This is a genomic window from Pseudomonas baltica (assembly GCF_014235765.1).
GTDB lineage: Bacteria > Pseudomonadota > Gammaproteobacteria > Pseudomonadales > Pseudomonadaceae > Aquipseudomonas > Aquipseudomonas baltica.
The window spans coordinates 14,732-37,502 of record NZ_JACMYH010000007.1 but is presented as its reverse complement, the minus strand read 5'-3'; the positions used below and the strand labels follow the sequence as shown (position 1 = coordinate 37,502).

Here is a 22,771-nt window from a genome sequence, read left to right as displayed (position 1 = left end):
GGCTGGAGGCGGAGTCGTGAAAGTGCAGGGAAGGCCTTGTTACTTCCAGTAATGATCTCGCGAAGTTTTGCTGTATTCTATGCAGATTGGATGTTGACTCTTCCTGTTATAAGAAAGTGCCGGCATTGACCAACAACGTTTAGCTGATTGATTGTCAGTTTATCGTATTGAAATTCTTGCCATAGGGATATATGGGTGCTGTTCGAGGTATAGAAGCTGTGAACGGAGTGTGGAACATCGTTCATACCCATCCGCTACGATACCCATTCATCCCTGCGCTGCAATCGCCAAGCAATCCACCCCAGCGTCGCCGCACGCAGCGCCATGAACAGCAGGAAACTGATCCACAGGCCATGATTCCCGAACCCGGTGCTCCACCAGCCGATCGGCAACATCACCGCTACGCTGACCAGCATGGCATTGCGCATCTCCCGGGCGCGAGTGGCGCCGATGAACAGGCCGTCCAGCAGGTAGCTGCCTACCGCAATCAGCGGCAGCATCGCCAGGTATGGCAGGAACGGGTAGGCCGCCTCGCGGACACTGGCAATATCGGTCTGCAGGTTGATGAACATATGCCCGCCCAGCAGAAACAGTACGGCAAACCCGCCGCTGGCAATCAGCGACCACCCCAGGGACACCACCATCGAGCGGCGCAGCGTCTGCCGATCGCGCGCGCCGATGGCGTGGCCGCACAGGGCTTCGACCGCATGGGCCAGGCCGTCCAGCGCATAGGCGGTTATCAACAGGCCATTGAGCAACAGCGCATTGGCGGCCACAGTGGCATCGCCGAAGCGGGCGCCCTGGATGGTGATCAGCAGAAAGACCCCGGACAGCGCCAGACTGCGCAGGAAAATATCGCGGTTGACCCCCAGCAGCGGGCGCCAGTTGCGCCATGACCTCAGCGCCGCCCAGGCCATGGCTCCCGGATACGCTCGCAGGGAGGGCCGGGTAAGTGCCAGGCCGAGCAGGGCGCCGACCCATTCGGCTATCACCGAGGCGCGCGCCGAGCCGATCACGCCCCAGTCCAGGCCGAGCACGAACCACAGGTTAAGGGCGATGTTGACCAGGTTGGTGGTCAGCAGCAGCTGCAACGGCGCGCGGGCATTCTGGGTACCAAGGAACCAGCCGATCAAGGCGTAGCTGGCCAGCGCGGCAGGCAGCCCCAGCAGACGTGTCTGGAAGAAATCGTGGGTGGCTTGTTCCAGTGCCGCAGACGGTGCCATGAAGCTCAGGGCCAGATGGCTGAAGGGCAGCGCCAGCACGCATAGCAGCAAGGAGAACAGCAGGCCGAGGGCCAGACCCTGCACCAGAATCTGGCGCAGTGCACGACCATCATGGCGTCCGGCAGCCTGTGCGGCGAACCCCGTGGTGCCCATGCGCAGAAAACTCATCAGCGACACCATGAAGGTGAACAGGCTGCCCCCCACGGCCACTGCGCCCAACTGGTGGGCATGGGGCAGATGGCCGATCACCGCGCTGTCCACCAGCGTCACCAGGGGCACCGACAGGTTGGACAGGATCATCGGCGCAGCCAGGGCCCAGACCCTCTTGTGAGTAGGGCGATGGCGCCAATCGGTCAGTAGGATGGCCATGTAAGCTCCGAAGTCGGGGCCGCGATTGTAGCCCACCCCACTGTAGGAGCGGTCCGTGGCCGCGAAGGAATCCGCGCGGTATACCCTACACACTTCACTACACTTGTCTCAGCCGGTAACCCCGGCCACGAAACCATCAATATTGATATATATTCCCAGCCTTGCTTTTCACTGCCTTGGGTACCTCGAATTGAACAAAGGACTGTTTCTGGCCTGCGCCCTGGCCCTGCTTGGCGGGTGCGATTCATCGACATCGGAGAAACCTGTCGAGCCCCCGCCACCTGCTGCCGTGAATGCGGTGCCCAAGCCTGTGGCGAGCGTCGATCTGCCGGCCCTGGCGCAACGCTACAAGGGCCGTGAACTCGCCGTAGCCGACGCCTCCGAAGTCCAGCTGGACGGTGCCAGCACCCTTTCAGTGACCTTCACCGCACCGCTGGATCCCAAGCAGAACTTCGCCGACAAGGTTCACTTGGTCGACAGCACCCGCGGCAAGCTGGACGGCGCCTGGGAACTGTCCGACAACCTCATGGAGTTGCGCTTTCGCCACCTGGAGCCCAAGCGCAAGCTGGTGCTCACGGTCGATGCCGGGCTGCTCTCCGTGAACCAGAACACCCTGGCTGCGCCACACACCGTTCGTCTTGAAACCCGAGACCTGCAACCCACCGTGGGCTTCGCCAGCCGCGGCTCGCTGTTGCCCACCCGGCTGGCCGAAGGCTTGCCGGTCATCGCCCTGAATGTCGACAAGGTCGACGTCGAGTTCTTCCGCGTACGACCCGAGCAACTGCCGGCCTTTCTCAGCCGCTGGGGCCGCAACAGCAGCCTGCAAAGCTACGAATCGCGCGAGCTGTTGCCCATGGCCGAACTGGTCTACGGCGGTCGCTTCGATCTCGATCCCGCACGCAATACCCGCGAGACCCTGCTGTTGCCCCTCGGCGGCATCAAGCCATTGCAGCAACCAGGCGTCTATCTGGCGGTGATGCGTGCCTCCGGCAGCTACGACTATGCGCAGCCGGCGACGCTGTTCACCCTCAGCGATATCGGCCTGTCCGTGCATCGCTATGCCGACCGCATGGATGTATTCACCCAGGCCTTGGAGGGCGGCAAGGCCTTGGGCGACGTCAGCCTGCAGCTGCTCGACGCCCAGGGCCGGGTCATCGGCGAAGGCAAGACCGACGCCGCCGGCCATGCCGAACTCGCCTCGCCGGTGAAAGCCGAAGTATTGCTGGCGCATCAGGGCGACCAGACCAGCCTGCTGCGCCTGAACACTGCGGCACTGGATCTGGCCGAGTTCGACATCGCCGGAGCCAAGGCACACCCGTTGCAGTTTTTCGTCTTCGGTCCGCGAGACCTTTACCGTCCCGGGGAAACCGTGTTGCTCAATGCCTTGTTGCGCGACAACGACGGGCACCCGGTCAAACCGCAACCGGTAAGCGTCGAGGTGCGCCGCCCGGACGACCAGCTCAGTCGCAAATTCGTCTGGCAGCCAGACGCCTCCGGCCTGTATCAGTACCAGTTGCCACTGGCTGGCGAAGCGCCGACCGGGCGCTGGCAACTGCTGCTCGACCTGGGCGACGGCAAGCCTCAGGTTCACGAATTCCAGGTGGAAGATTTTCTCCCCGAGCGCATGGCGCTGGACCTCAAGGGCGCGGACACGCCCATCGCGCCCGCCGATGCGCTGGCTGTCGACGTGACCGGCCGCTATCTGTACGGCGCGCCGGCTGCGGGCAATCGTCTGAGCGGCCAGGTTTACGTGCGTCCGCTGCGCGAGGCTGTGTCGACGCTGCCCGGGTTCCAGTTCGGCTCGCTGACCGAAGGCGAACTCAGTCAGGACCTGGAGCTGGACGAGACCACTCTCGACGCGCAGGGCAGGGCGACTCTGGCCATCGATAGCCGCTGGAGCGAAACCAGGTCCCCGCTGCAGGTCGTGCTGCAAGCCAGCCTGCAGGAATCCGGTGGCCGGCCCATCACCCGTCGCCTGGTGCAACCGGTATGGCCTGCGGACCGCCTGCCCGGTGTGCGAGGAACGTTCGAAGGCGAGAACGTGGACGGCGATGGACCGGCCGAGTTCGAATTGCTCGTCGCCGACGCCCAGGGTCGCAAGCTGGCTGCCGATGCCCTCAAGGTACGCCTGGTGCGCGAGCGTCGCGATTACTACTGGAACTACTCCGAAAGCGACGGCTGGAGCTACAACTACAACGAAAAATACCTGAACCTGAGCGAGGAAACCGTTGCAGTTGCCGAGGGTGGCACCGCCAAGGTCAGCTTTCCCGTTGAGTGGGGGCCGTACCGGGTCGAGGTCGAAGATCCGCTAACCGGGCTGGTCAGCAGCCTGCGTTTCTGGGCCGGCTACAGCTGGCAGGACAACACCGAAGGCGGCGCGGTACGCCCCGATCAGGTCAAGCTCGCCCTGGACAAACCCCACTACGCAGATGGCGATACGGCCAGGGTGACAGTGACACCGCCCGCAGCCGGTACCGGCTATCTGCTGGTGGAGTCCGCCGAGGACCCCTTGTGGTGGCAGGAGATCGACGTACCCGCCGAGGGCAAGGCCTTCGACATCAAGGTCGATCCGAAATGGGCCCGCCATGACCTCTACATCAGCGCGCTGGTGGTCCGCCCCGGCGAACGCAAGGCCAACGTCACCCCCAAGCGTGCGGTCGGCCTGCTGCACCTGCCGCTCGATCGCGCCCCACGCAAGCTGGCGCTGACCCTCGACGCGCCTGCGAGCATGCGCCCGCAGCAGCCCCTCACGGTCAAGGTGACGGCCCGCAACAGCGACGGCAGCATCCCACGTCAGGCCCATGTGCTATTGGCGGCGGTGGACGTAGGTATCCTCAATATCACCCAGTACGCCACCCCCGATCCTTTCGCTGCGCTGTTCGGCCGCAAGGGCTATGGCGTCGACCAACTGGATATCTATGGGCAGTTGATCGAAGCGGGGCAGGGCCGGCTGGCCAGCCTGGCGTTCGGTGGCGACGCGGCCGATTTGGCCAAGGGCGGCAAGCGCCCGCAGACCAGCGTCACCATCGTTGCGTTGCAAAGCGCTCCGGTGACGTTGAACGAGCAAGGCGAGGGGCAGCTGACCCTCGATATTCCGGACTTCAACGGCGAACTGCGCGTGATGGCCCAAGCCTGGACCGATGATCGCTTCGGCATGGCCGAGGCGCGCACGGTGGTCGCCGCGCCGCTGGTTGCAGAACTGTCCGCGCCGCGCTTCCTGGCCGGTGGCGACCAGGCCCGCATTGCGCTCGACATCACCAACCTCACCGAACGAGCACAAACCCTGACCGTGCAGGTGAACGCAGACGGGCCGTTGACCCTGCTGGACGTCCCCCGGCAACCGCTGCAACTGGCCAAGGGGCAACGCCAGACCCTGCACGTGCAGGTACAGGCTAAGGGCGGGTTGGGCCAAGGGCACATCAAGGTACGTATCGACGGGCTGAACCTGCCCGGCGAAACGTTGCCTGCCATTACCCGGGACTGGACCCTGGGCGTGCGCCCCGCCTATCCGGCGTTGGTCAGGCATCTGCGCAACGTGCTCAAGGATCAGCCCTGGACGCTTCCCGCCGGTGCCCTGTCGCCCTTCGAACCCGCCGGGCGCGAGGCCCTGCTCAGCCTGTCGAACCGGCCGCCGCTGAACATCGGCGAGCAGATCAAGGCACTCAAGGCGTACCCCTACGGCTGCCTCGAGCAGACCATCAGTGGCCTCTATCCGTCGCTGTATTCCGATGCCGCCAGCCTGAAAAAGCTGGGTGTGGAAAGCGACACCGACGCCGAGCGCACGCGCAAGATGGACATCGGTATCGAGCGGCTTCTGGGCATGCAGCGCTACAACGGCAGCTTCGGCCTGTGGGGTGCGGATGGCGAGGAAGAGTACTGGCTGACTGCCTACGTGACCGATTTCCTCCTGCGTGCCCGTGATCAGGGCTACGCAGTACCGCCCGAGCCCGTGAAGAAAGCCAGCGAGCGACTGTTGCGCTATCTGCAGGAGCGCGATTTGATCGAGGCTGACTACAGCGACAATCTCGACCACACCCGCTTTGCGGTCCAGGCCTATGCCGGCCTGGTGCTGGCGCGTAGCCAACAGGCACCGTTGGGCGCACTGCGCAGTTTGTTCGAACGGCGCAGCGATGCGCGCTCGGGCCTGCCACTGGTGCAATTGGCGATCGCCCTGCAGAAAATGGGTGATCAGCCCCGTGCCGATCAGGTACTGCAAGCCGGTCTGGCGGCAGCACGCAACGACAGCGACTGGCTCGGCGACTATGGCAGCCCGCTACGTGACCAGGCGTTGATCCTGACCTTGCTGCAGGAGAACGATCTGAGCAAAGCCACACTCGAAGAGCGCCTGTTCACCCTCTCGGATATGCTCGCCAGTAGCAGTTGGCTATCGACCCAGGAGCGCAATGCCTTGTATCTGGCCGGTCGCAATGCGCTGGCCTTGCCCGAGCAGGCCTGGACTGCCCAGGTGCGAAGCGCCGACGTCAGTCACCTGTTGAGTGACGCCCAGCCAGCGCTGAAACTGGCGGACGGCGCGCTGTCCGAGTCGCTCACCGTTACCAGCCAGGCACAACAGCCGCTGTATCAGCAGGTGACGCTGTCGGGCTATCCGGTACGGCCGCCGGCGCCGCACGAAGACAACCTGTCGATCCGTCGCCAATACCTGGGCCTGGACGGCGAGCCGCTCAAGCTCGATACCCTCAAGAGTGGCGAGCTGGTGCTGGTGCATCTGGTGGTGGGCGCCAAGCAGCGCGTGCCCGATGCCCTGGTCGTCGACCTGCTGCCCGCTGGCCTGGAAATCGAAAACCAGAACCTGGCGCAGAGTGCCGCCAGCCTGGATAACGCCAGCAGCAGTGTCCGGCAGTGGCGTGAGTCGATGCAAAACGCCAATCTGCAGCATCAGGAGTTTCGCGATGACCGCTACGTGGCCGCACTCAAGCTCGATGGCTATGGCAGCACGCACCTGCTGTATCTGGCGCGTGCGGTAACGCCGGGTATCTACAAGGTACCGCCACCGCAGGTGGAATCGATGTACCGGCCCAACTGGCAGGCTGTCGGTGCTACGCCAGCGGACCTGACGGTACGCCCGAGGTGAGGCCGGGCAGGGGCAGCGAACGGCTGCCCTTGCCATTCGACCCATGGCTCACTGAATGATCCAGCTCAGCAACCACAGGCCCAGTACGGCCCAGATGACACCCATGATGATCGATGCACGCATGAAAGCTCGGACGGCGGAGTACAGGAACAGCAAGCCGACGATCAACGCGGCGATGGTAACGACATTGGTGTCCATGCCCAGGGTCCTCGACAGGCCGTCGACGAAATTTCCGCCCGCGTTGCCGAGCAGGCTGAACAGCCAGCTCAGGCTGTCTACCACCCAGCGAATGATTGCGCCCAGGGCCTGTCCCAGCCACTCGAAAAAGCCTTCTACATGCATAGTTGCGTCCTGATTCGGTTAGTGGCATTCATGCCATTGTGCCCCCTTTGGCCATGCGCCAGCGAACCAAGTTCCCGACAGCGCCAGCAAGGTTGGCGCACTTGATCCGCAGCTTTGCAGTTTTTCCGAAAACGCGTCGAGGCAGATTCACACGCCGTGCGCTGTTGGCGATTTGTGTGCCGGTCTTTCTTCTGTGGCTGGCCGATCGACTCTGGCCACTACCGTTGCCCCGGGATGATCTGGCACGCGTGGTACTTGCCGAGGACGGCACACCGCTGTGGCGTTTCGCCGATGCCGAAGGGGTATGGCGATATCCGGTCAGCGTGGACCAGGTTTCGCCCTATTATCTCGAAGCTTTGCTGACCTACGAGGACCGCTGGTTCTACCAGCATCCAGGGGTCAACCCGCTGGCACTGGCTCGTGCTGCCTGGCTCAACCTCAGCGGCGGTCGGGTGTTGTCGGGCGGCAGTACGTTGTCGATGCAGGTGGCGCGCCTGCTCGATCCGCATTCACGGACCTTCTCCGGCAAACTGCATCAGTTATGGCGAACCGCGCAGCTGGAGTGGCACCTGAGCAAGACGCAGATCCTCACGCTGTACCTGAACCGCGCGCCATTCGGCGGCACCTTGCAAGGTGTGGCGGCGGCCAGTTGGGCGTATCTGGGCAAGTCGCCTGCGCAGCTCACCCGCAGCGAAGCCGCCTTGCTGGCGGTGTTGCCCCAAGCGCCCAGCCGCCTGCGTCCCGACCGCCATCCGCAACAGGCGCAAGCCGCTCGCAACAAAGTGCTGAAGCGCATGGCCGAGCACGGCGTGTGGCCCATTGCACAGGTACGCGAAGCACAACAGGAGCCTTTGTTGCTGGCCCCGCGCCAGGAGCCGGCGTTGGCGCCATTGCTGGCCAGGCGCCTGAATCGCAATGACAGCCCGCCGCTCATCCACACGTTAATCGACGCCAGCCTGCAACGGCGCCTGGAAGACCTGCTGCTGGGCTGGCGTGCGCGGCTGCCCGAGCGAACCTCGGCGGCCATTCTGGTGGTGGACGCGCAGACCATGGCCGTGCGTGCCTACCTGGGCTCGGTGGACTTGGCCGATGACCGGCGCTTCGGCCATGTCGACATGGTGAGTGCCGTCAGGTCGCCGGGCTCCACGCTCAAGCCGTTTCTTTACGGCATGGCCATGGATGCCGGCCTGATTCACTCCGAGTCTCTGTTGCAGGATGTCCCGCGACGCTACGGTGATTACCGCCCCGGCAATTTTTCCGCAGGGTTCAGCGGTCCGGTCGCGGCCAGTTCGGCGCTGGCCCTGTCGCTCAATCTGCCAGCGGTGCAGGTGCTCGAGGCGCTGGGTCCCAAGCGCTTTGCCGCGCAGTTGCGCAACGGCGGCCTGCACCTGAGCTGGCCCGTGGCCGCCGAGCCCAACCTGGCGATGATCCTGGGCGGGATGGGCAGTCGGCTCGACGATCTGGTCGCCGCCTACAGTGCTTTCGCCCGCAGCGGCAACAGTGCCTCACTGCGCTGGCAACCGCAGGATGTACTGCGCGAGCGGCCGATGATGTCGGCGGGCGCGGCGTGGATCGTGCGGCGCATCCTCAGCGGCCAAGCGCGCCCGGATCAAGACCTGCACGCCGAACTCGTCCAGCGTCCGGCGCTGGCCTGGAAGACCGGTACCAGTTACGGTTTTCGTGACGCCTGGTCGATCGGCATCGGGCCGCGTTATCTGATCGGAATATGGATCGGTCGCCCGGATGGCACCCCGGTACCCGGCCAGTTCGGCCTGGCTTCGGCCGCGCCGTTGATGCTGCAGGTACACGACGTCCTGAGCAACCGCGATGCGCAGCGGGCCATCTCGACGCCTGTCCAGCGCGTACCGTCCAGCGTCGGCGTGGCTGCGATATGCTGGCCGCTGGGTCAAGCACTGGATCGCCGCGACCCCAACTGTCGGCGCCAGCGCTTTGCCTGGACACTGGACAAGACCATCCCGCCCACCTTGCAGGCGCTGGACCAACCGCTGGGTACCGGGCTGCAGGAACAGGTCTGGCTCTCGCCTGGAGGGCTGCGCACCAGTGCCTCCTGCCCCGGCGCCCAGGCACGCTCCATCGCCCTGTGGCCGGCCGCACTCGAACCCTGGCTGGCCAAGGCCGAACATCGCCGGATGCGGGTGCCGGACTCGGATCCACAATGCCCCGCGCCACCGTTGCCGGCCATGGCACCCTTGTCGATCGTCGGCGTGCGCAGCGGTGATCGGCTGCGCCATCCGGCCGCCGATGCCGGCCCGCTGCGGATACACCTCGACACGCTCGGCGGGCAGGGGCAGCGTTGGTGGTTCATCAATGGCATGCCCCAGCAAAGCAGTGCGCAGGGCACTGGCCTGAACGCGGTGTTCGAGCGCACGGGGCGTTATCAGGTCACGGTGCTGGACGAGGCGGGGCAGACTGCCAGGGCCGAGCTGACCGTGGTGGACTGAGCCTGTCGGATGCCAACCCGGCAAATCAGCTCAACCAGAACAATGTCTGCACGAACCCTGCCAGCAGAAACGGGGTGAGCGGCAGCACGGCTGCCGACTCGGGGTTCAGGTACTCCACCTTGCGCCTATAGCGAATGCTCAAGCGGTACCAGATCATCGGTGACACGAAGACCCACAGCACCAGGGCCACGATACCGCCGATCAGCGTGCCGACCAGGTGACTGCTGTCCGAAGCCAGCGCCAGTGCCCAGAGCAGCTTGACCTCGCCACAGCTCAGGCGGCCATTGAGGTAGCCAGGCAAGGTCAACGCCATGCTCAATACCAGCGCTGCGGCCGCCTCGACCATGCTCGAGCCGATCCAGGTATGCCCGGTGGCGAACAGGCACACCAGCGCCAGCACCCCTGCGCTGACGGTCAGTTTGTCGGCTATGCGCCGGTGCCGGATGTCCTGCTCGGCGCACAGGGTAAACCACAGGAGAAGAACGAGACTTGGCATGGCAGCACCCACTTGAATACGGCAGTGGCTCACTTCTGAAACAGACCTTCTGTTTCAGATTAGACGCCTGACGCTGACGATGGGGTTGCTGCGACACTTTTTTTGCTGCTGGCGGCAGGCTCAGCGAGGCGGGTAGGTGGACAGGATGTCGTTCACCGCCTTCTGGATGACGGTGCTGCGCTCGCTCGGCGAAACGGCATTGTCGTTGACCAGTTGTTCGGTGCTGCCACGCCACACCAGTTTGCCGTCCCGCGCATCGAGCATGTCCAGCTGCAGGGTCGCCACCTTGTAATCGACGCTGCGTGTTTCATTCATGGCGGGCGAGGCCCAATACGGACCCCAGTAGCCACCGCCCCAACCACCGCCATAATTGGTCGTGACCTGCTGCTGACGGTTGTCGACGATCAAGTAGGCTTGCAGCGTGATGTCGGCACGGCCACCGGCAGCCGCTGGGCGCAGTCCGCGCTGGTCGAGCTGACTGCTCACGGCCTGGCGGATGCGCTGCTCGGTGAGGTCGCTGCGCACCCGTGGATCGTCCGGCCGATATTGCACCGCCGGCTCTTTCCAGGCCCAGCTGCGGTAGGCCGCGAAGTCACGGCTGGCATCGAAATCATGATTGACTCGAGGGGTTTGACAGGCGCTCAGCAACAGCGCCAGCGGTAGAACGGCAAGGCGACGCAACATGGTGAAATCTCCTGTGGGTCAGGACGGAGGATAAGCCGTCAGCGCTTTTTGCACAGCGTTGCGTAACGCCTCGTTACGATCGCTCAGGCTGCCCTGGCTGCTGGTTTCAGCACTTGCGCTCCAGACGGGCTGGCCGCTCTTGCCGTCGAACAGGTCGATGCGCACCACCATCACCTGGATCTGGTAGGTGCGTACCACCGGATAGCTGCCATAGCCGCCATAGCGGTCGTAGCGATCATAGCCGCCGTAACCGCGTCCGTAGCCGGCACCGTAGCCGACATCGTCGCGGGTTTGTTGCAGGCGGGTTTCCATGCGCAGGCTGGTGCCGACCCGCAAGTCGGCGCTGTCGCCACCTCGCTGGGGTCGCAAGCCGCGTTGGTCGAGGGCATTGCTGACCGCTTCGGCGATCTGCGCAGAGTCGGCCCAACTGGTCCCGGCCGGTAGCTGCCCGTTGGCCCAGGCCCAATTGCGATACCGGGCATAGTCGCGCGGAGGCGCGGGGTAGGCACTGGCATCGAATGTCTGCGCCGCCTGCGCGGGGGCAGGTGGCAGGGGCCTGGAGCTGGCGACATAGGGATTGGGGCTCTGGCAGGCTGCCAGGGTCAGGCAAACAGCGGATAGGGACAGGCGACGCATGGCAGTCTCCGAAATACCGGTCAAGCGGGGCGGCAGATCCAGTGCAGGTAGCGACCCAGACCGGCAAACGCCGGGTGTCGCCGATGGGCAAGCTCCATTGTCACCAGTTGTTCCAGGTCGGCGCGCTTCTGGAAATCGATGGGCATGTAGTCGTGGAACACGCGCACACCGCTTCTGGATTCGACACGCCAGGCGCCGTCAAGTTGCGCGGCCAGTTCGCGCGGGTCCAATGGCTGCTGAGGCGTAAGGCTCTGCTTTTCACCTGCCAGTTCATTGCTGTTCAGTTTGCGAAAGTGACCTTTGAGCAGATTGCGGTAAACCAGCGCATCGCGATTGTAGAACGCCAATGACAGCCAGCCGTTGGCGGCAGTCAGCGAATGCAGGACGGGCAGAATGGCATGGGGCTCGGCCAGCCATTCCAGCACGGCGTGGCAGATCACCAGGTCGAATGCGGGCAATCCGAGCGCGGGCAGCTGCTGCCAGGACGCCTGGATGAACGTGGCGCTCTGGCCCGCTGCCGCGAAGCGCTCGCGCGCGCCCTCGAGCATCGGTTCGGCCGGTTCGCTGAAGGTGACCTGGTGACCTTGCTCGGCCAGCCACAAGGCCATGTGGCCCAGGCCGCCGCCAATGTCCAGCACGCGCAGGGAGCGCTGAGGCAGGGCTTCGCGCAGGTCGGCCTGGAGCACGGCAAGGCGGATCGCGCCCTTGGCGCCGCCGTAGATCTTTTCGGCAAAGCGGGTCGCCAGTTGATCGAAATGGCGATCGTTCATCGAGCGAACCGCCGCTCGCTGTCAGCGAGTTTGGCGCGTACCACCTGGTCCATGTCCAGGCCCAGTTCGCTGCACAGCAGCAACAGGTACAGCACCACGTCACCGACTTCTTGGCCGGCATGTTCGAGCTGCTCGGGCGACAGTTGTCGTGACTGGTCTTCGGTCAGCCACTGGAAGATTTCCAGCAGCTCGGACATTTCCACGCTGGCCGCCATGGCAAGGTTCTTCGGGCTGTGAAAGCGCCGCCAATCGTTGTTTTCGCGTATCTGGTGGAGGCGTTGGGTAAGTGCGTCTAGGTTCATTGCAAAGCTCCTGAAGGCGCATAGCTTCAAGCCGAACTTTGCCGAACGCAATAGCTACAGAACCAGAGGTCCCCAGGTGCCGCTCATGTGCAACAGCTCGTCGCGCCCATGCAATGCCAACTGCCCGCCGAGCCCTGCAGCGCTGGCGCGCAAGATCAACTCGCTGGGCAGGCGTACCGGTTTGTGGAATTCCACCGCCAGTTGGTAATTGCTCAACGGCAGGCGTTCGCGCAGGGCTGCCACACTTTGCGCCAGGCTCCACATGCCATGGGCAATGGCAGTGGGAAAGCCGAACAGACGCGCGCTCAGGGCGCTCAGATGGATCGGGTTGTAATCGCCGGAGACGCGTGCGTAACGGCGTCCGGTGTCCGCCGCCGCATACCAGCGATGCACCTCCATCAGAGCCTGGTCCTGATGCTGGGCAGGAGCGTGCACGGGCTCTTGCAGGCCTTCGATTCTGGCATGGCGACACAGAAAGGCGCTGTGCTCCTGCCACAGCGGCCCCAAGGGGTCATCGACTTGGGTCACCAGATCGAACGTCACGCCTTTTTCATGGCGCTGCAGGTTCTGCGCATGCACGCTGACCCGTACACCGGCCACCCCGCCCAAGGGCCGCAACACCTGAATGCGGTTGCGTAGGTGCACCAGGCCCAGCAGGGGAAACGGAAAGCTTTTATCGGTCATCAAGCGCATCTGCAAGGCAAACGCCAGCACATGCGGGTAAGTGGCCGGCAGCATGCCGCCTTCGCCGAACCCGCATAGTTCGCGGTAAGCCGCCAGGTGTCGTGGGTCTGCCGACAGACTGCAACGCAGGCCCAGCTCAGGCAGACGCTCGCCCGTGATCTTGCGGTTGAGCGCTGCTTTCAGATAGGCGCTGGGCAGGTCGGGATTGCGTGCCAAAGTCTGCCAGTGGATTGCCATGTCAGGCCCCCAGAATGCTTTGGCCGCACACGCGCAGCACTTGGCCATTGACCGCACCACTGCCGGGCTGCGCCAGCCAGGCAACGGCCTCGGCAACGTCCTGCGGTTGGCCACCCTGGCCCAGTGAGCTCATGCGCCTCCCGGCTTCGCGCAGGGCAAAGGGCATCTGCGCCGTCATGCCGGTTTCGATGAAGCCAGGGGCCACGGCGTTGATGGTCGCACCGCGCGTGGCCAGCCTGGCGGCGAACGCTTCCGCCAGGCCGATCAGTCCGGCCTTGCTCGCGGCATAGTTGCTCTGCCCACGGTTGCCGGCAATCCCTGACGTCGAGGAAAGCAGTACCACGCGCCCGTCATCGCGCAGCGTGCCGCTGTCGAACAGCGCCTGGGTCAGCCGTTGCGGAGCGAGCAGGTTGACCGCGAGCACCGAGTCCCAATAGTCGGGTGTCATGTTGACCAGGGTCTTGTCGCGGGTAATGCCAGCGTTGTGCACCACGATGTCGATTCCCTCCGGCAGCGCGGCGATCAGCTGGCTTGCAGCGTCGTCGGCGCAGATGTCCAGGTCTATCGTGCGACCGCCCAGCCGTGCCGCCAGCGCTTGCAGGTCATGGCGTGCCTGGGGCACATCGAGCAGGATCACTTCGGCGCCGTCGCGCGCCAGGGTTTCCGCGATCGACGCACCGATGCCGCGTGCGGCGCCGGTGACCAGCGCCTTGCGGCCTGCCAACGGGCGGGTCCAGTCAGTGACCTGGCGGGCGCTGGCCTGCAGCGACAGCACCTGGCCCGACACGAACGCACTCTTGGGCGAAAGAAAGAAGCGCAACGCACCTTCCAGCTGTTCGTCGGCGTCAGGCGCGACATACAGCAGCTGCAAGGTGCCACCGTTGCGCAACTCCTTGGCCAGCGACCGGCTGAAACCTTCCACAGCGCGCTGCGCGATGTGTGCTTCAGGGTCTTCGAGGTCGCGGGGGTTGCGTCCCAGAATGACCATGTGCGCGTTGTGGTCCAGGCTCTTGATCACCGGCTGGAAGAACTCGCGCAAGCGTGCCAGTTGGGTACCATCGACGATCTCGCTGGCGTCGAACACCACGGCCTTGAGCTTGGGCCCAAGGCCAGCGGTCCAGCTTGGGAGGTCGGCGGCGCCGTACGCGGTGTCGGTCAAGCGCGAAGCGAAGCTGGCCACCTTGTTGGCGAGCCCGCCGCCGCCCAGTAGCAGAGCACCTTCTACCGGTCGCAACCGTCCGGCTTGCCAGCGCTCCAGGCGTGCCGGCGAAGGCAGGCCGATGGCCCCTACCAGGCGACGACCGAGGTCGGAGTTGGCGAAGTCGATATATCGATCGGACATGGAACGTGCTCCGGTTCAAAGGGTTCAAAGTGTGGACCACGGCAAGGCGCGCGTCGTTCGCCCGGGCCCCGTGCCATACATCATGCTCGACCCGGAATCTCGCTTCCGCCTTTCAATCCAGGAGGTTCGACATGAACCTAGATACGCATACGGTGCGCCGGGTTGCCATCGTTGGCAGCAATCGTATCCCATTCGCTCGCGCCAACGGGCCCTACGCCCGAGTCGGCAATCAGGCCATGCTCACGGCCGCACTCGAAGGCCTGATCGAACGTTATGGTCTGCACGGCATGCGCCTGGGTGAGGTCGCGGCCGGTGCGGTGCTCAAGCATTCCCGCGATTTCAACCTGACCCGTGAAAGCGTACTGGGCTCGCGGCTGTCGGCACAAACGCCCGCCTACGATGTTCAGCAAGCGTGTGGCACAGGTCTGGAAAGCGCGCTGCTGGTGGCCAACAAGATCGCTTTGGGCCAGATCGAATGCGGCATTGCCGGCGGTGTCGACAGTGCATCCGATGCGCCCATCGCGGTCGATGAAGGCTTGCGTCAGATCCTGTTGCAGACGCATCGGGCCAAATCGCTCGGCGAACGGGCCAAGGCATTGCTGCAACTGCGGCCGCAGCATTTGCGACCCGAACTGCCGCGCAATGGCGAGCCGCGCACCGGTCTGTCGATGGGGCAGCATTGCGAGCTGATGGCGCAGCACTGGAACATCCCACGTCACGAACAGGATGAGCTGGCGCTGCGCAGTCACCAGAACCTGGCCGCCGCCTATGCGCAAGGTTGGCAGGACGATCTCACCACGCCATTCGGCGGGCTGGTCCGCGACCATAATCTGCGTCCCGACCTGACCCTGGAAAAACTTTCGGCGCTCAAGCCCGTGTTCGAGAAAAACCGGCAGGGCACGCTCACGGCAGGCAATTCCACGCCCTTGACCGACGGCGCGTCGGTGGTGCTGTTGGCCAGCGAAGCCTGGGCCAGGGAGCGCGGGCTGCCGGTGCTGGCGTACTGGCGCGATGGGGAAACCGCTGCAGTGGACTTCGTGGGGGGGCAGGAAGGGCTGCTGATGGCGCCGGTCTACGCGGTTCCGCGGCTGTTGGCGCGCAACGGCTTGAGCCTGCAGGATTTCGATTACTACGAAATACATGAGGCCTTCGCCGCACAAGTGCTCTGCACCCTCAAGGCCTGGGAGAATGCAGACTACTGCCGCACGCGCTTGGGCCTGGATGCGCCGCTGGGTTCGATAGACCGCAGCCGCCTTAACGTCAAGGGCAGTTCACTGGCGGCAGGGCACCCGTTCGCGGCCACCGGTGGGCGCATCCTCGGCAACCTGAGCAAGCTTCTGGACAACGCAGGCAGCGGTCGAGGCCTGATTTCGATTTGCGCAGCCGGTGGCCAGGGCGTCACGGCAATCATCGAGCGCTGACGGTTGCGCCCACGGGCACGCTGGTCGCTTCCACACGCAATTGGTTGGCGTAGTTTTCCGCCATGATCGAACACACGATCAGCTGCAGCGGGTGATAGATCATGATCGGCAGCAGAATCAAGCCCAGTCCGGGGTTGCTGCCGAAGATCAACGCCGCCATCGGTGCTCCCGCCGCCAATGACTTCTTGCTGGCGCAGAACACGGCGGCCACCTTGTCGGCGTGGCTGAAGCCCAGCAGTTTGGCGGTGCGTGTGGTCAGCAGCAGGATCAGCGCCAACAGTAAGGCGCTGCCGCCCACGGCCATGGCCAATACCGATGCGCCCTGCTGCTGCCACAGCCCCGATACCATCGAATTGCAGAAGGCGGCATACACCAGCAGCAGGATCACGGCCTTGTCGATCAAGTTGGTGTAGCGCTTGTGCCGGCCGAAGAATTTGCCGAACAACGGCCGCATTAGTTGCCCCAGCACCAGCGGCAACAGCAGCATGGCGCACAGGTCGAGCAGGGTTTCCCCCAGGTCGATGCCCCCCGAACCGCCACCGACCACCAGCGCGCACAGAAACGGCGTGATGAAGATACCCAGCACGCTCGACAGGCTGGCGTTGAGGATCGCTGCCGGCACGTTGCCGCCCGCACTGCCCGTCAATGCCACCGATGACGAAATGGTCGAGGGCAGGGCGGCAAGGTACAGAAAGCCTACCATCAAGGTGCCGGGAATGAACGCGCCAAGCGTCTTGTCGCAGGCCAGCCACAGCAGCGGGAACACCACGAAGGTGAAGGCTTGCACCATCACATGCAGGCGCCAGTTCTTCAATCCGTGGCGGATCTGCTCGCTGGACAGGTTCATGCCATGCAGAAAGAACACCACGAACACGCCGATATTGGTCACCAGACCTGCGTGCATGGCACCGCCGGTGGCGCCGAATCTCGGAAAAATCCACGCTAGCAGGACTGCCAGCACCATGCCGCAGAGGAACCAATCGGTTACCACGCGCTTGAGGTGTTTGAGAATGTGCATGAATGAATCGCCTGTGCGTCGATGGACATTGAGAACCGCAGGCTAACTCAGGCACTCTATTGCCGTCTTGCGACAGAGGGCCAATCAATGCCGCCAAACGGACATGCATCGTCACCACGCCCCATACCCGCCCTGGCAAGCCTGCCTCGACCGTTGTATGCGCGTGCCGAAAGCCTGGGTGCGGGATCGTGGACGCCCGCCCATCGACATGATTGGGCGCAGTTTTCCTACGCCATCAGCGGCGTCCTCGGCGTGCACACCGATGAAGGCAGTTTCTTCGCGCCGCCGCAGTGGGGTATCTGGATTCCGGCGGGAGTGGAACACAAGGTCGTCACCTCGATGCGCGCCGAGATGCGCAGTCTGTACGTGCGCAGAGAAGAGTCGCCCTTCCTCACGGAGCACTGCAAGGTGCTTGAGGTCACCCCGCTGGCACGCGAACTGATCAAGGGTTTCTGCGAGTTGCCCCATGACTACCCAGCCGGTGACACCGCTCAGTCACGTCTGGTGCAGGTATTGCTGGATCAGTTGGCAGGCCTGCCCGAGGTGGCGTTCTCGTTGCCCCTGCCCAGGGAACATCGGCTGTTGGCGTTGTGCAACCAGCTGATCGCTGCTCCCGATCAGGCCACCACGCTGACCCAGTGGGCAGGGCGCCTGGGAACGTCGGAAAAGACCCTGATGCGCCTGTTCCAGCGCGAAACCGGCATGAGCTATCGGGCCTGGCGGCAGCGCATGCGGCTGCTGTCGTCGCTGCAGGGGCTGGAAAACGGTGACAGTGTGACCACGGCCGCACTGAACAACGGTTATGAATCGGCATCAGCCTTCATCGCAGCTTTCAAGGCGCTGTTCGGTTTCACTCCTGGCGAGCTTTAATGCGTGAGCGCCGCTGTCCATCAGCTGCGAAAGCGCTATGATCGTCCACCGCTTGGCGAGTTGTTTGCATCCTTTTACAGGCTCGGGTCGGCAAGCCGCGCTCGCTGTGAGACGATGCCGCCAGAATTCGCGTGTTTGGCTACGAAGGACCCAGAATAAAAGCTGATGAAGACTCCAAAACGCATTGAACCGCTGATCGAGGACGGTCTGGTGGACGAGGTGCTGCGACCGCTGATGAGCGGTAAAGAAGCAGCTGTCTATGTGGTGCGCTGTGGCAAGGAATTGCGCTGCGCCAAGGTCTACAAGGAGGCGAACAAACGAAGCTTTCGCCAGGCGGCCGAATATCAGGAAGGCCGCAAGGTGCGCAACAGCCGACAGGCTCGGGCCATGGCCAAGGGCTCCAAGTTCGGCCGCAAGGAAACCGAGGACGCCTGGCAGAACGCCGAGGTCGCGGCGTTGTTCCGGCTGGCCAGTGCCGGTGTGCGTGTGCCCAAGCCGTACGATTTTCTCGAGGGCGTCTTGCTCATGGAGATGATCTGCGACGAGGACGGCGATGCAGCCCCACGTCTCAACGACGTCGAGCTGGAACCGGACCAGGCGCGCGAGTACCACGCGTTCCTCATCCACCAGATCGTGCTGATGCTGTGCACAGGCCTGGTGCACGGCGACCTCTCCGAGTTCAACGTGCTGCTGACGCCCGATGGCCCGGTGATCATCGATCTGCCGCAGGCCGTGGATGCGGCGGGCAACAACCATGCCTTCAGCATGCTCGAGCGTGACGTCGGCAACATGGCCAGCTATTTCGGCAGGTTCGCTCCCGAGCTTCGCCAGACGCGCTACGCCAAGGAAATGTGGGCGTTGTACGAAGAAGGCAAACTGCACCCGGCCAGTGTGCTGACCGGCGAGTTCGCAGAGGAAGAAGTGGAAGCCGATGTGGGCGGGGTCATGCGTGAAATCGAGGCCGCGCGCCTGGACGACATTCGCCGACGCGCCGCACGCGAGGCCGATGACCAGCCGACCAAGACAACGGAAGAACCGCCTCCGCCCTGGTTGCAATAAGCGGCCTGCTTGCCAGCTGACGCCGTTTTCCCCTTGTCAGCTGCAACAGCCCCCGGATGCCAGCTCCTGAAGGATCGGGCAGTCCGGGCGGTCATCGCCGTGACAGTGTTCCACCAGGTGTTCAAGGGTGTTGCGCAGGCTGCTCAGCTCGCCGATGCGGCGGTCGAGCTCGTCGATATGCCGGCGAGCCAGTTGCTTCACGTCGGCGCTGGCACGCTTGCGGTCTTGCCACAGCGTGAGCAGCCTGGCCACTTCCTCCAGGGAAAACCCAAGGTCGCGCGAACGCTTGATGAAACCGAGCGTGTGCACGTCCGCTGCCTGATACAGGCGGTAGCCGCTGTCGCTGCGCACGGCTGGCGCAAGCAGGCCGATCGACTCGTAGTAACGGATCATCTTTGCGCTGAGGCCGCTTTCGCGGGCGGCCTGGCCAATGTTCATGCTCGAAATGTCCTCGGATGCGTTTGCGCCAGTATCAACCTTGCCCCTCTGGCAAGGTCAATACTCCAGAGGCTCGGGCTTCAAGTACAAGCCGGCGCTGCCTGCAGCGATACGGAATTTCTGAATCTGCCCGGCCTGCAGGGTCACGATTACCGGTTTGTACTCGGTCATGCCCGGCGCGCACCCAGGCGTTTGCCCCGGAAGCTGACGCAAACCGACCGACACGGGGCCTGGCGGCAGGTTGAACGATGTGGCCTGCTCTTGAAACAGCCGCCCGACCAGTTGGTCCTGCAGGTACACCCCTATCTCGCAGGACGTGGCGACTTCCAGGCGCTCGCGGGAAACGATCAGAATGCCGTATGGCTGACCGGTACTGGCACCGGCCCAACAGCTCTGCGCTGCCAGGGCACACATTCCGAAAAGCCATGCAGTGGTAGGGCGCATCGAGTTACTCCTGGCAGGGGGGCAAGCGTCCAGCTTGGACGAGCCGCACGGGGAATTCCAGCCCGGCCGATCCGTGCAGAACTTGATCTTTACCTTGACCTTGCCCCGACGGGAAGGTTGAGAATGATCGCAATCCCGTCCCGCGAGGTATCACCCATGCAACAGTTCACCGTGCAAGGCATGACCTGTGGCCACTGCGTACGTGCCGTGACCCAGGCAATCACCGCTCAGGATCCGGCTGCCCAGGTCCAGATCGACCTGGCAGTCGGCAAGGTCGAAATCGACAGCAACCTGCCGCCCGAGCGAATCGTCCAGCTGATCAGCGAAGAAGGCTACAGCGCGACACCCGCGTAACCCGGTTAGACTACGTCGCCTGTATTGTCAGGACGTAGTGAATACCCGATGAACTTCAAGACCATTCTGATCCTGGGGGCGCTCAGCGCATTCGGCCCCCTGGCGATCGACTTCTACCTGCCGGGCTTCCCTGCCATGGCGCTTGCCTTCGGCACCGACGAAAAGCACATCCAGACCACCCTGGCTGCCTACTTCCTCGGTCTGTCGATCGGCCAACTGATCTACGGCCCGGTCGCCGATCGCTTCGGTCGCCGGGTGCCCCTGCTCGTGGGCGTTTCGCTGTTCACCGCAGCTTCGCTGGCCTGTGCCTTCGCACCCACCCTGGACTGGCTCATCGTTGCCCGTTTCGTCCAGGCCCTGGGCGGTTGCGCTGGCATGGTGCTGGCCCGCGCCATCGTCAGCGACAAGTGCGATGCAGTCGGCTCGGCCAAGGTGTTCTCGCAACTGATGCTGGTCATGGGCCTGGCGCCGATCCTGGCACCCATGCTCGGTGGCGTACTGGTCAACAGTTGGGGCTGGCAGTGGATCTTCATCCTGCTCACCCTGTTCAGCGCCGCCTGCACCTTGGCCGTCGCCCTGGGCCTGCCGGAAAGCATGCCCGCCGACAGGCCCAGACGCCCCCTTGCGGGCGCCCCCAGGCTGTACGGCGGCTTGTTGCTGGACCCTGTGTTCATGGGGCATGCGCTGACCGGCGGAATCGCCATGGCCGGCATGTTCGCCTACATCGCCGGGTCACCGTTCGTATTCATCAAGCTCTACGGCGTACCTGCCGAACACTATGGCTGGCTGTTCGGCAGCAATGCCGCAGGGTTCATCCTGATGGCGCAGGTCAATGCGCGCCTTCTGTCGCGCCGCGGTCCGGCGTTGCTGCTGTCACGCACCGTGTGGGTGTACATGGCAGCGGGTGCGGTACTGCTGGCACTCAGTGCGCTGCGGCCAACGGTCTTGTGGCCATTGCTGATCCCACTGTTCGTCTGTCTGGCGAGCCTGGGCGGGATCATCCCCAACGCCTCGGCGTGTGCCATGAGCGGACAGGGCTCACGCGCCGGCAGCGCTTCGGCGCTGTTGGGGTGCCTGCAATTCAGTCTTGCCGCCGCCGCCGCGTCGTTGGTCGGATTACTGCACGACGGCACGGCAATGCCGATGGCCTGGGTGATCGCTGGCTGCGGCATCCTTGCCGTCTGTGCGGCGGTACTGACACGCCGCTGCCAGCAGCGTCGCGACCTGCAGACAGCCCGCTAACCGGCGCTGGCCCCCCGCGCCTGCGGCAGGCCGTGGGGCGCCTGCAAGCGGGCTTCGAGGGTGGCGATGAAGGCCCGCGCCTCGGCTTCGCTGCGGAATGACACCGCATGCTGGTCCATACGCACCTGCCAGCAGCTGCCACGTGGTTGCTTCAACTCAGAAAGAAGAACTTTCATTGCGATGTCCTCGGGCTCGAGATGAGGACCCAGTGTAGTCCTCATTTCGGGCGTGCGAGCGTCATCGGATGCCCGTCAGACTGACGGCGAGGCAGCGCGAACCAAACAATCATGTAGGTCTGCAAGGACGGACATTGCGGGAAAAGTCCGCCCCGGCTGTGGGGTCAAACCTGTAATGAATGATGTATCCAACCGGTCTTCAGGCAACAGAGCGACGCGTTGCGGGCGCTTGAGCAAGCGTCCCGGAAAATGCCGATGGTAAGGGCGGGCCATACAAGTACAGGGTATTGCATACCCCTCGCATTCGATGCTGGTCCCCGGTGCTTTCGTCCAATTCCGTACAACGGCGGGGTGCATATAATCACCCCGGCAACCATTGCCAGATTGACGAACGTTTCCACAGGGAGTGAACACATGCAACCAACACCTTGCATCAGCCGGATCGCCACATTGCTGGCCGACCCCAAGCGCAGCGCCATGCTCTGGGCGCTCATCGACGGCACCACGCGAGGCGCCGACGAGCTGGCATCGCTGGCAGGTGTCTCGCCCTCGTCGGCAGGCGCGCATCTGGCGCGGCTGTCGGCAGGTGGTCTGCTGACCCTCGAAGCGCGTGGGCGCAAGCGTTTCTTCCGTCTGGCCAAGCCTGAAGTAGGGGCGGCGGTGGAGGCATTGGCCAGCGTCTCGTTGGTGCAAGCCAATGCGGGAATGGCGGCGCGCATCAGCGTGCCCAAACCGCGCTCGCCCAAGGCCCTGCATCAGGTGCGGCTGTGCGGTGATCATCTGGGCGGCGTGCTGGCGGCCGACCTGTTCCAGCGCATGGTCCAGAACGGCTGGCTCGAACACTATGAACAGCGGCTCGAAGTGACGGCGCTGGGCAGCAGCCGCCTGGCCAGCCAAGGCATCTATACGCAGGCATTGGTCAATCGCGAGCGCCAGCCGCTGCACAGCTGTTGCGACTGGAGCACCCAGCGCCCGCACGTCGGCGGCGCACTGGGTGCAGGGTTGCTGACCCTGTTCCTGCAGTCGGGCTGGCTCAAGCTCAACGAAGACAGCCGCACGCTGCAGGTTACCCGTCTGGGCATGAGCGAGATCGGTCGCTTGGGTACGTGA

General features: G+C 64.0%; 21 protein-coding genes. 8 read left to right on the top strand and 13 right to left on the bottom strand.

The window, feature by feature from the left end:
• Positions 1-254 precede the first annotated feature (254 nt).
• Positions 255-1,592: an MATE family efflux transporter gene (locus H7993_RS18505; protein WP_185795268.1), complete on the bottom strand. Its 1,338-nt coding sequence runs from the start codon at positions 1,590-1,592 to the stop codon at positions 255-257.
• Between the two features lie 190 nt (positions 1,593-1,782).
• Between H7993_RS18505 and H7993_RS18500 the strand changes: the two genes are divergently transcribed.
• Positions 1,783-6,684 (top strand): alpha-2-macroglobulin family protein, encoded by a 4,902-nt coding sequence (locus H7993_RS18500; RefSeq protein ID WP_185795267.1) that lies wholly within the window; start codon positions 1,783-1,785, stop codon positions 6,682-6,684.
• Between the two features lie 48 nt (positions 6,685-6,732).
• Here H7993_RS18500 and H7993_RS18495 read toward each other — a convergent pair whose 3' ends face one another.
• Complete coding sequence (locus tag H7993_RS18495) at positions 6,733-7,026, bottom strand: hypothetical protein (RefSeq protein WP_122480298.1); 294 nt, start codon at positions 7,024-7,026, stop codon at positions 6,733-6,735.
• A 53-nt stretch (positions 7,027-7,079) separates the two neighbouring features.
• Here H7993_RS18495 and pbpC point away from each other — a divergent pair, with 53 nt between their 5' ends.
• Positions 7,080-9,488, top strand: coding sequence for a peptidoglycan glycosyltransferase PbpC (gene pbpC, locus H7993_RS18490; protein WP_185795266.1), 2,409 nt, complete (start codon positions 7,080-7,082; stop codon positions 9,486-9,488).
• A 25-nt stretch (positions 9,489-9,513) separates the two neighbouring features.
• Here pbpC and H7993_RS18485 read toward each other — a convergent pair whose 3' ends face one another.
• The 7 genes from H7993_RS18485 to H7993_RS18455 all read right to left on the bottom strand — a co-directional run bounded on the left by H7993_RS18485 (position 9,514) and on the right by H7993_RS18455 (position 14,639).
• Positions 9,514-9,984: a prepilin peptidase gene (locus tag H7993_RS18485; protein ID WP_185795265.1), complete on the bottom strand. Its 471-nt coding sequence runs from the start codon at positions 9,982-9,984 to the stop codon at positions 9,514-9,516.
• Positions 9,985-10,104: 120 nt separating this feature from the next.
• Positions 10,105-10,668, bottom strand: coding sequence for a DUF4136 domain-containing protein (locus H7993_RS18480; protein ID WP_185795264.1), 564 nt, complete (start codon positions 10,666-10,668; stop codon positions 10,105-10,107).
• A gap of 18 nt (positions 10,669-10,686) precedes the next feature.
• Positions 10,687-11,304 carry a DUF4136 domain-containing protein gene (locus H7993_RS18475; RefSeq protein WP_122480294.1) on the bottom strand — a complete coding sequence of 206 codons (618 nt, stop codon included), beginning with the start codon at positions 11,302-11,304 and terminating at the stop codon, positions 10,687-10,689.
• A 20-nt stretch (positions 11,305-11,324) separates the two neighbouring features.
• On the bottom strand, positions 11,325-12,074 hold the full coding sequence (locus tag H7993_RS18470; protein WP_185795263.1) for a methyltransferase: 750 nt from the start codon (positions 12,072-12,074) through the stop codon (positions 11,325-11,327).
• Positions 12,071-12,376, bottom strand: coding sequence for a nucleotide pyrophosphohydrolase (locus H7993_RS18465; RefSeq protein ID WP_185795262.1), 306 nt, complete (start codon positions 12,374-12,376; stop codon positions 12,071-12,073). Before H7993_RS18465 ends, H7993_RS18470 begins: the two co-directional genes overlap by 4 nt.
• Before the next feature lie 54 nt (positions 12,377-12,430).
• Entirely contained in the window at positions 12,431-13,297 is an 867-nt protein-coding gene (locus H7993_RS18460) for a MaoC family dehydratase (RefSeq protein ID WP_185795261.1), read from the bottom strand.
• A 1-nt stretch (position 13,298) separates the two neighbouring features.
• Positions 13,299-14,639, bottom strand: a complete 1,341-nt coding sequence (locus tag H7993_RS18455; protein WP_185795260.1) for a 3-oxoacyl-ACP reductase — start codon at positions 14,637-14,639, stop codon at positions 13,299-13,301.
• A 131-nt stretch (positions 14,640-14,770) separates the two neighbouring features.
• On the opposite strand from H7993_RS18455, the gene H7993_RS18450 reads away from it, so the two are divergent.
• Positions 14,771-16,060, top strand: coding sequence for an acetyl-CoA C-acetyltransferase (locus H7993_RS18450; protein WP_185795259.1), 1,290 nt, complete (start codon positions 14,771-14,773; stop codon positions 16,058-16,060).
• Here H7993_RS18450 and H7993_RS18445 read toward each other — a convergent pair.
• Positions 16,047-17,078, bottom strand: coding sequence for a bile acid:sodium symporter family protein (locus H7993_RS18445; RefSeq protein ID WP_185795258.1), 1,032 nt, complete (start codon positions 17,076-17,078; stop codon positions 16,047-16,049). The genes H7993_RS18450 and H7993_RS18445 overlap by 14 nt on opposite strands.
• A gap of 87 nt (positions 17,079-17,165) precedes the next feature.
• On the opposite strand from H7993_RS18445, the gene H7993_RS18440 reads away from it, so the two are divergent.
• Together H7993_RS18440 and H7993_RS18435 are read left to right on the top strand one after the other, a co-directional pair.
• On the top strand, positions 17,166-17,948 hold the full coding sequence (locus tag H7993_RS18440; RefSeq protein WP_185795257.1) for an AraC family transcriptional regulator: 783 nt from the start codon (positions 17,166-17,168) through the stop codon (positions 17,946-17,948).
• Positions 17,949-18,113: 165 nt separating this feature from the next.
• Positions 18,114-19,007, top strand: a complete 894-nt coding sequence (locus H7993_RS18435) for a PA4780 family RIO1-like protein kinase (RefSeq protein WP_122480286.1) — start codon at positions 18,114-18,116, stop codon at positions 19,005-19,007.
• Positions 19,008-19,043: 36 nt separating this feature from the next.
• On the opposite strand, the gene cueR is transcribed toward H7993_RS18435, so the two are convergent.
• Positions 19,044-19,445 (bottom strand): Cu(I)-responsive transcriptional regulator, encoded by a 402-nt coding sequence (gene cueR / locus H7993_RS18430; protein ID WP_185795256.1) that lies wholly within the window; start codon positions 19,443-19,445, stop codon positions 19,044-19,046.
• Positions 19,446-19,502: 57 nt separating this feature from the next.
• On the bottom strand, positions 19,503-19,889 hold the full coding sequence (locus tag H7993_RS18425) for a hypothetical protein (RefSeq protein ID WP_122714690.1): 387 nt from the start codon (positions 19,887-19,889) through the stop codon (positions 19,503-19,505).
• Between the two features lie 156 nt (positions 19,890-20,045).
• Here H7993_RS18425 and H7993_RS18420 point away from each other — a divergent pair, with 156 nt between their 5' ends.
• Complete coding sequence (locus H7993_RS18420; protein WP_122480283.1) at positions 20,046-20,243, top strand: heavy-metal-associated domain-containing protein; 198 nt, start codon at positions 20,046-20,048, stop codon at positions 20,241-20,243.
• Positions 20,244-20,291: 48 nt separating this feature from the next.
• Positions 20,292-21,485 carry a multidrug effflux MFS transporter gene (locus H7993_RS18415; RefSeq protein ID WP_185795255.1) on the top strand — a complete coding sequence of 398 codons (1,194 nt, stop codon included), beginning with the start codon at positions 20,292-20,294 and terminating at the stop codon, positions 21,483-21,485.
• Here the strand turns inward: H7993_RS18415 and H7993_RS18410 are convergent.
• On the bottom strand, positions 21,482-21,661 hold the full coding sequence (locus tag H7993_RS18410; RefSeq protein ID WP_122480281.1) for a hypothetical protein: 180 nt from the start codon (positions 21,659-21,661) through the stop codon (positions 21,482-21,484). The genes H7993_RS18415 and H7993_RS18410 overlap by 4 nt on opposite strands.
• A gap of 414 nt (positions 21,662-22,075) precedes the next feature.
• On the opposite strand from H7993_RS18410, the gene H7993_RS18405 reads away from it, so the two are divergent.
• Positions 22,076-22,771: an ArsR/SmtB family transcription factor gene (locus tag H7993_RS18405; RefSeq protein WP_122480280.1), complete on the top strand. Its 696-nt coding sequence runs from the start codon at positions 22,076-22,078 to the stop codon at positions 22,769-22,771.

Excerpts from the sequence above, each read along its gene's own strand:
- H7993_RS18505 (WP_185795268.1), bottom strand. The coding sequence starts at position 1,592 with ATGGCCATCCTACTGACCGATTGGCGCCATCGCCCTACTCACAAGAGG.
- H7993_RS18495 (WP_122480298.1), bottom strand. The coding sequence starts at position 7,026 with ATGCATGTAGAAGGCTTTTTCGAGTGGCTGGGACAGGCCCTGGGCGCA.
- pbpC (WP_185795266.1), top strand. The coding sequence starts at position 7,080 with ATGCGCCAGCGAACCAAGTTCCCGACAGCGCCAGCAAGGTTGGCGCAC.
- H7993_RS18485 (WP_185795265.1), bottom strand. The coding sequence starts at position 9,984 with ATGCCAAGTCTCGTTCTTCTCCTGTGGTTTACCCTGTGCGCCGAGCAG.
- H7993_RS18480 (WP_185795264.1), bottom strand. The coding sequence starts at position 10,668 with ATGTTGCGTCGCCTTGCCGTTCTACCGCTGGCGCTGTTGCTGAGCGCC.
- H7993_RS18475 (WP_122480294.1), bottom strand. The coding sequence starts at position 11,304 with ATGCGTCGCCTGTCCCTATCCGCTGTTTGCCTGACCCTGGCAGCCTGC.
- H7993_RS18470 (WP_185795263.1), bottom strand. The coding sequence starts at position 12,074 with ATGAACGATCGCCATTTCGATCAACTGGCGACCCGCTTTGCCGAAAAG.
- H7993_RS18465 (WP_185795262.1), bottom strand. The coding sequence starts at position 12,376 with ATGAACCTAGACGCACTTACCCAACGCCTCCACCAGATACGCGAAAAC.
- H7993_RS18460 (WP_185795261.1), bottom strand. The coding sequence starts at position 13,297 with ATGGCAATCCACTGGCAGACTTTGGCACGCAATCCCGACCTGCCCAGC.
- H7993_RS18455 (WP_185795260.1), bottom strand. The coding sequence starts at position 14,639 with ATGTCCGATCGATATATCGACTTCGCCAACTCCGACCTCGGTCGTCGC.
- H7993_RS18450 (WP_185795259.1), top strand. The coding sequence starts at position 14,771 with ATGAACCTAGATACGCATACGGTGCGCCGGGTTGCCATCGTTGGCAGC.
- H7993_RS18445 (WP_185795258.1), bottom strand. The coding sequence starts at position 17,078 with ATGCACATTCTCAAACACCTCAAGCGCGTGGTAACCGATTGGTTCCTC.
- H7993_RS18440 (WP_185795257.1), top strand. The coding sequence starts at position 17,166 with ATGCCGCCAAACGGACATGCATCGTCACCACGCCCCATACCCGCCCTG.
- H7993_RS18435 (WP_122480286.1), top strand. The coding sequence starts at position 18,114 with ATGAAGACTCCAAAACGCATTGAACCGCTGATCGAGGACGGTCTGGTG.
- cueR (WP_185795256.1), bottom strand. The coding sequence starts at position 19,445 with ATGAACATTGGCCAGGCCGCCCGCGAAAGCGGCCTCAGCGCAAAGATG.
- H7993_RS18425 (WP_122714690.1), bottom strand. The coding sequence starts at position 19,889 with ATGCGCCCTACCACTGCATGGCTTTTCGGAATGTGTGCCCTGGCAGCG.
- H7993_RS18420 (WP_122480283.1), top strand. The coding sequence starts at position 20,046 with ATGCAACAGTTCACCGTGCAAGGCATGACCTGTGGCCACTGCGTACGT.
- H7993_RS18415 (WP_185795255.1), top strand. The coding sequence starts at position 20,292 with ATGAACTTCAAGACCATTCTGATCCTGGGGGCGCTCAGCGCATTCGGC.
- H7993_RS18410 (WP_122480281.1), bottom strand. The coding sequence starts at position 21,661 with ATGAAAGTTCTTCTTTCTGAGTTGAAGCAACCACGTGGCAGCTGCTGG.
- H7993_RS18405 (WP_122480280.1), top strand. The coding sequence starts at position 22,076 with ATGCAACCAACACCTTGCATCAGCCGGATCGCCACATTGCTGGCCGAC.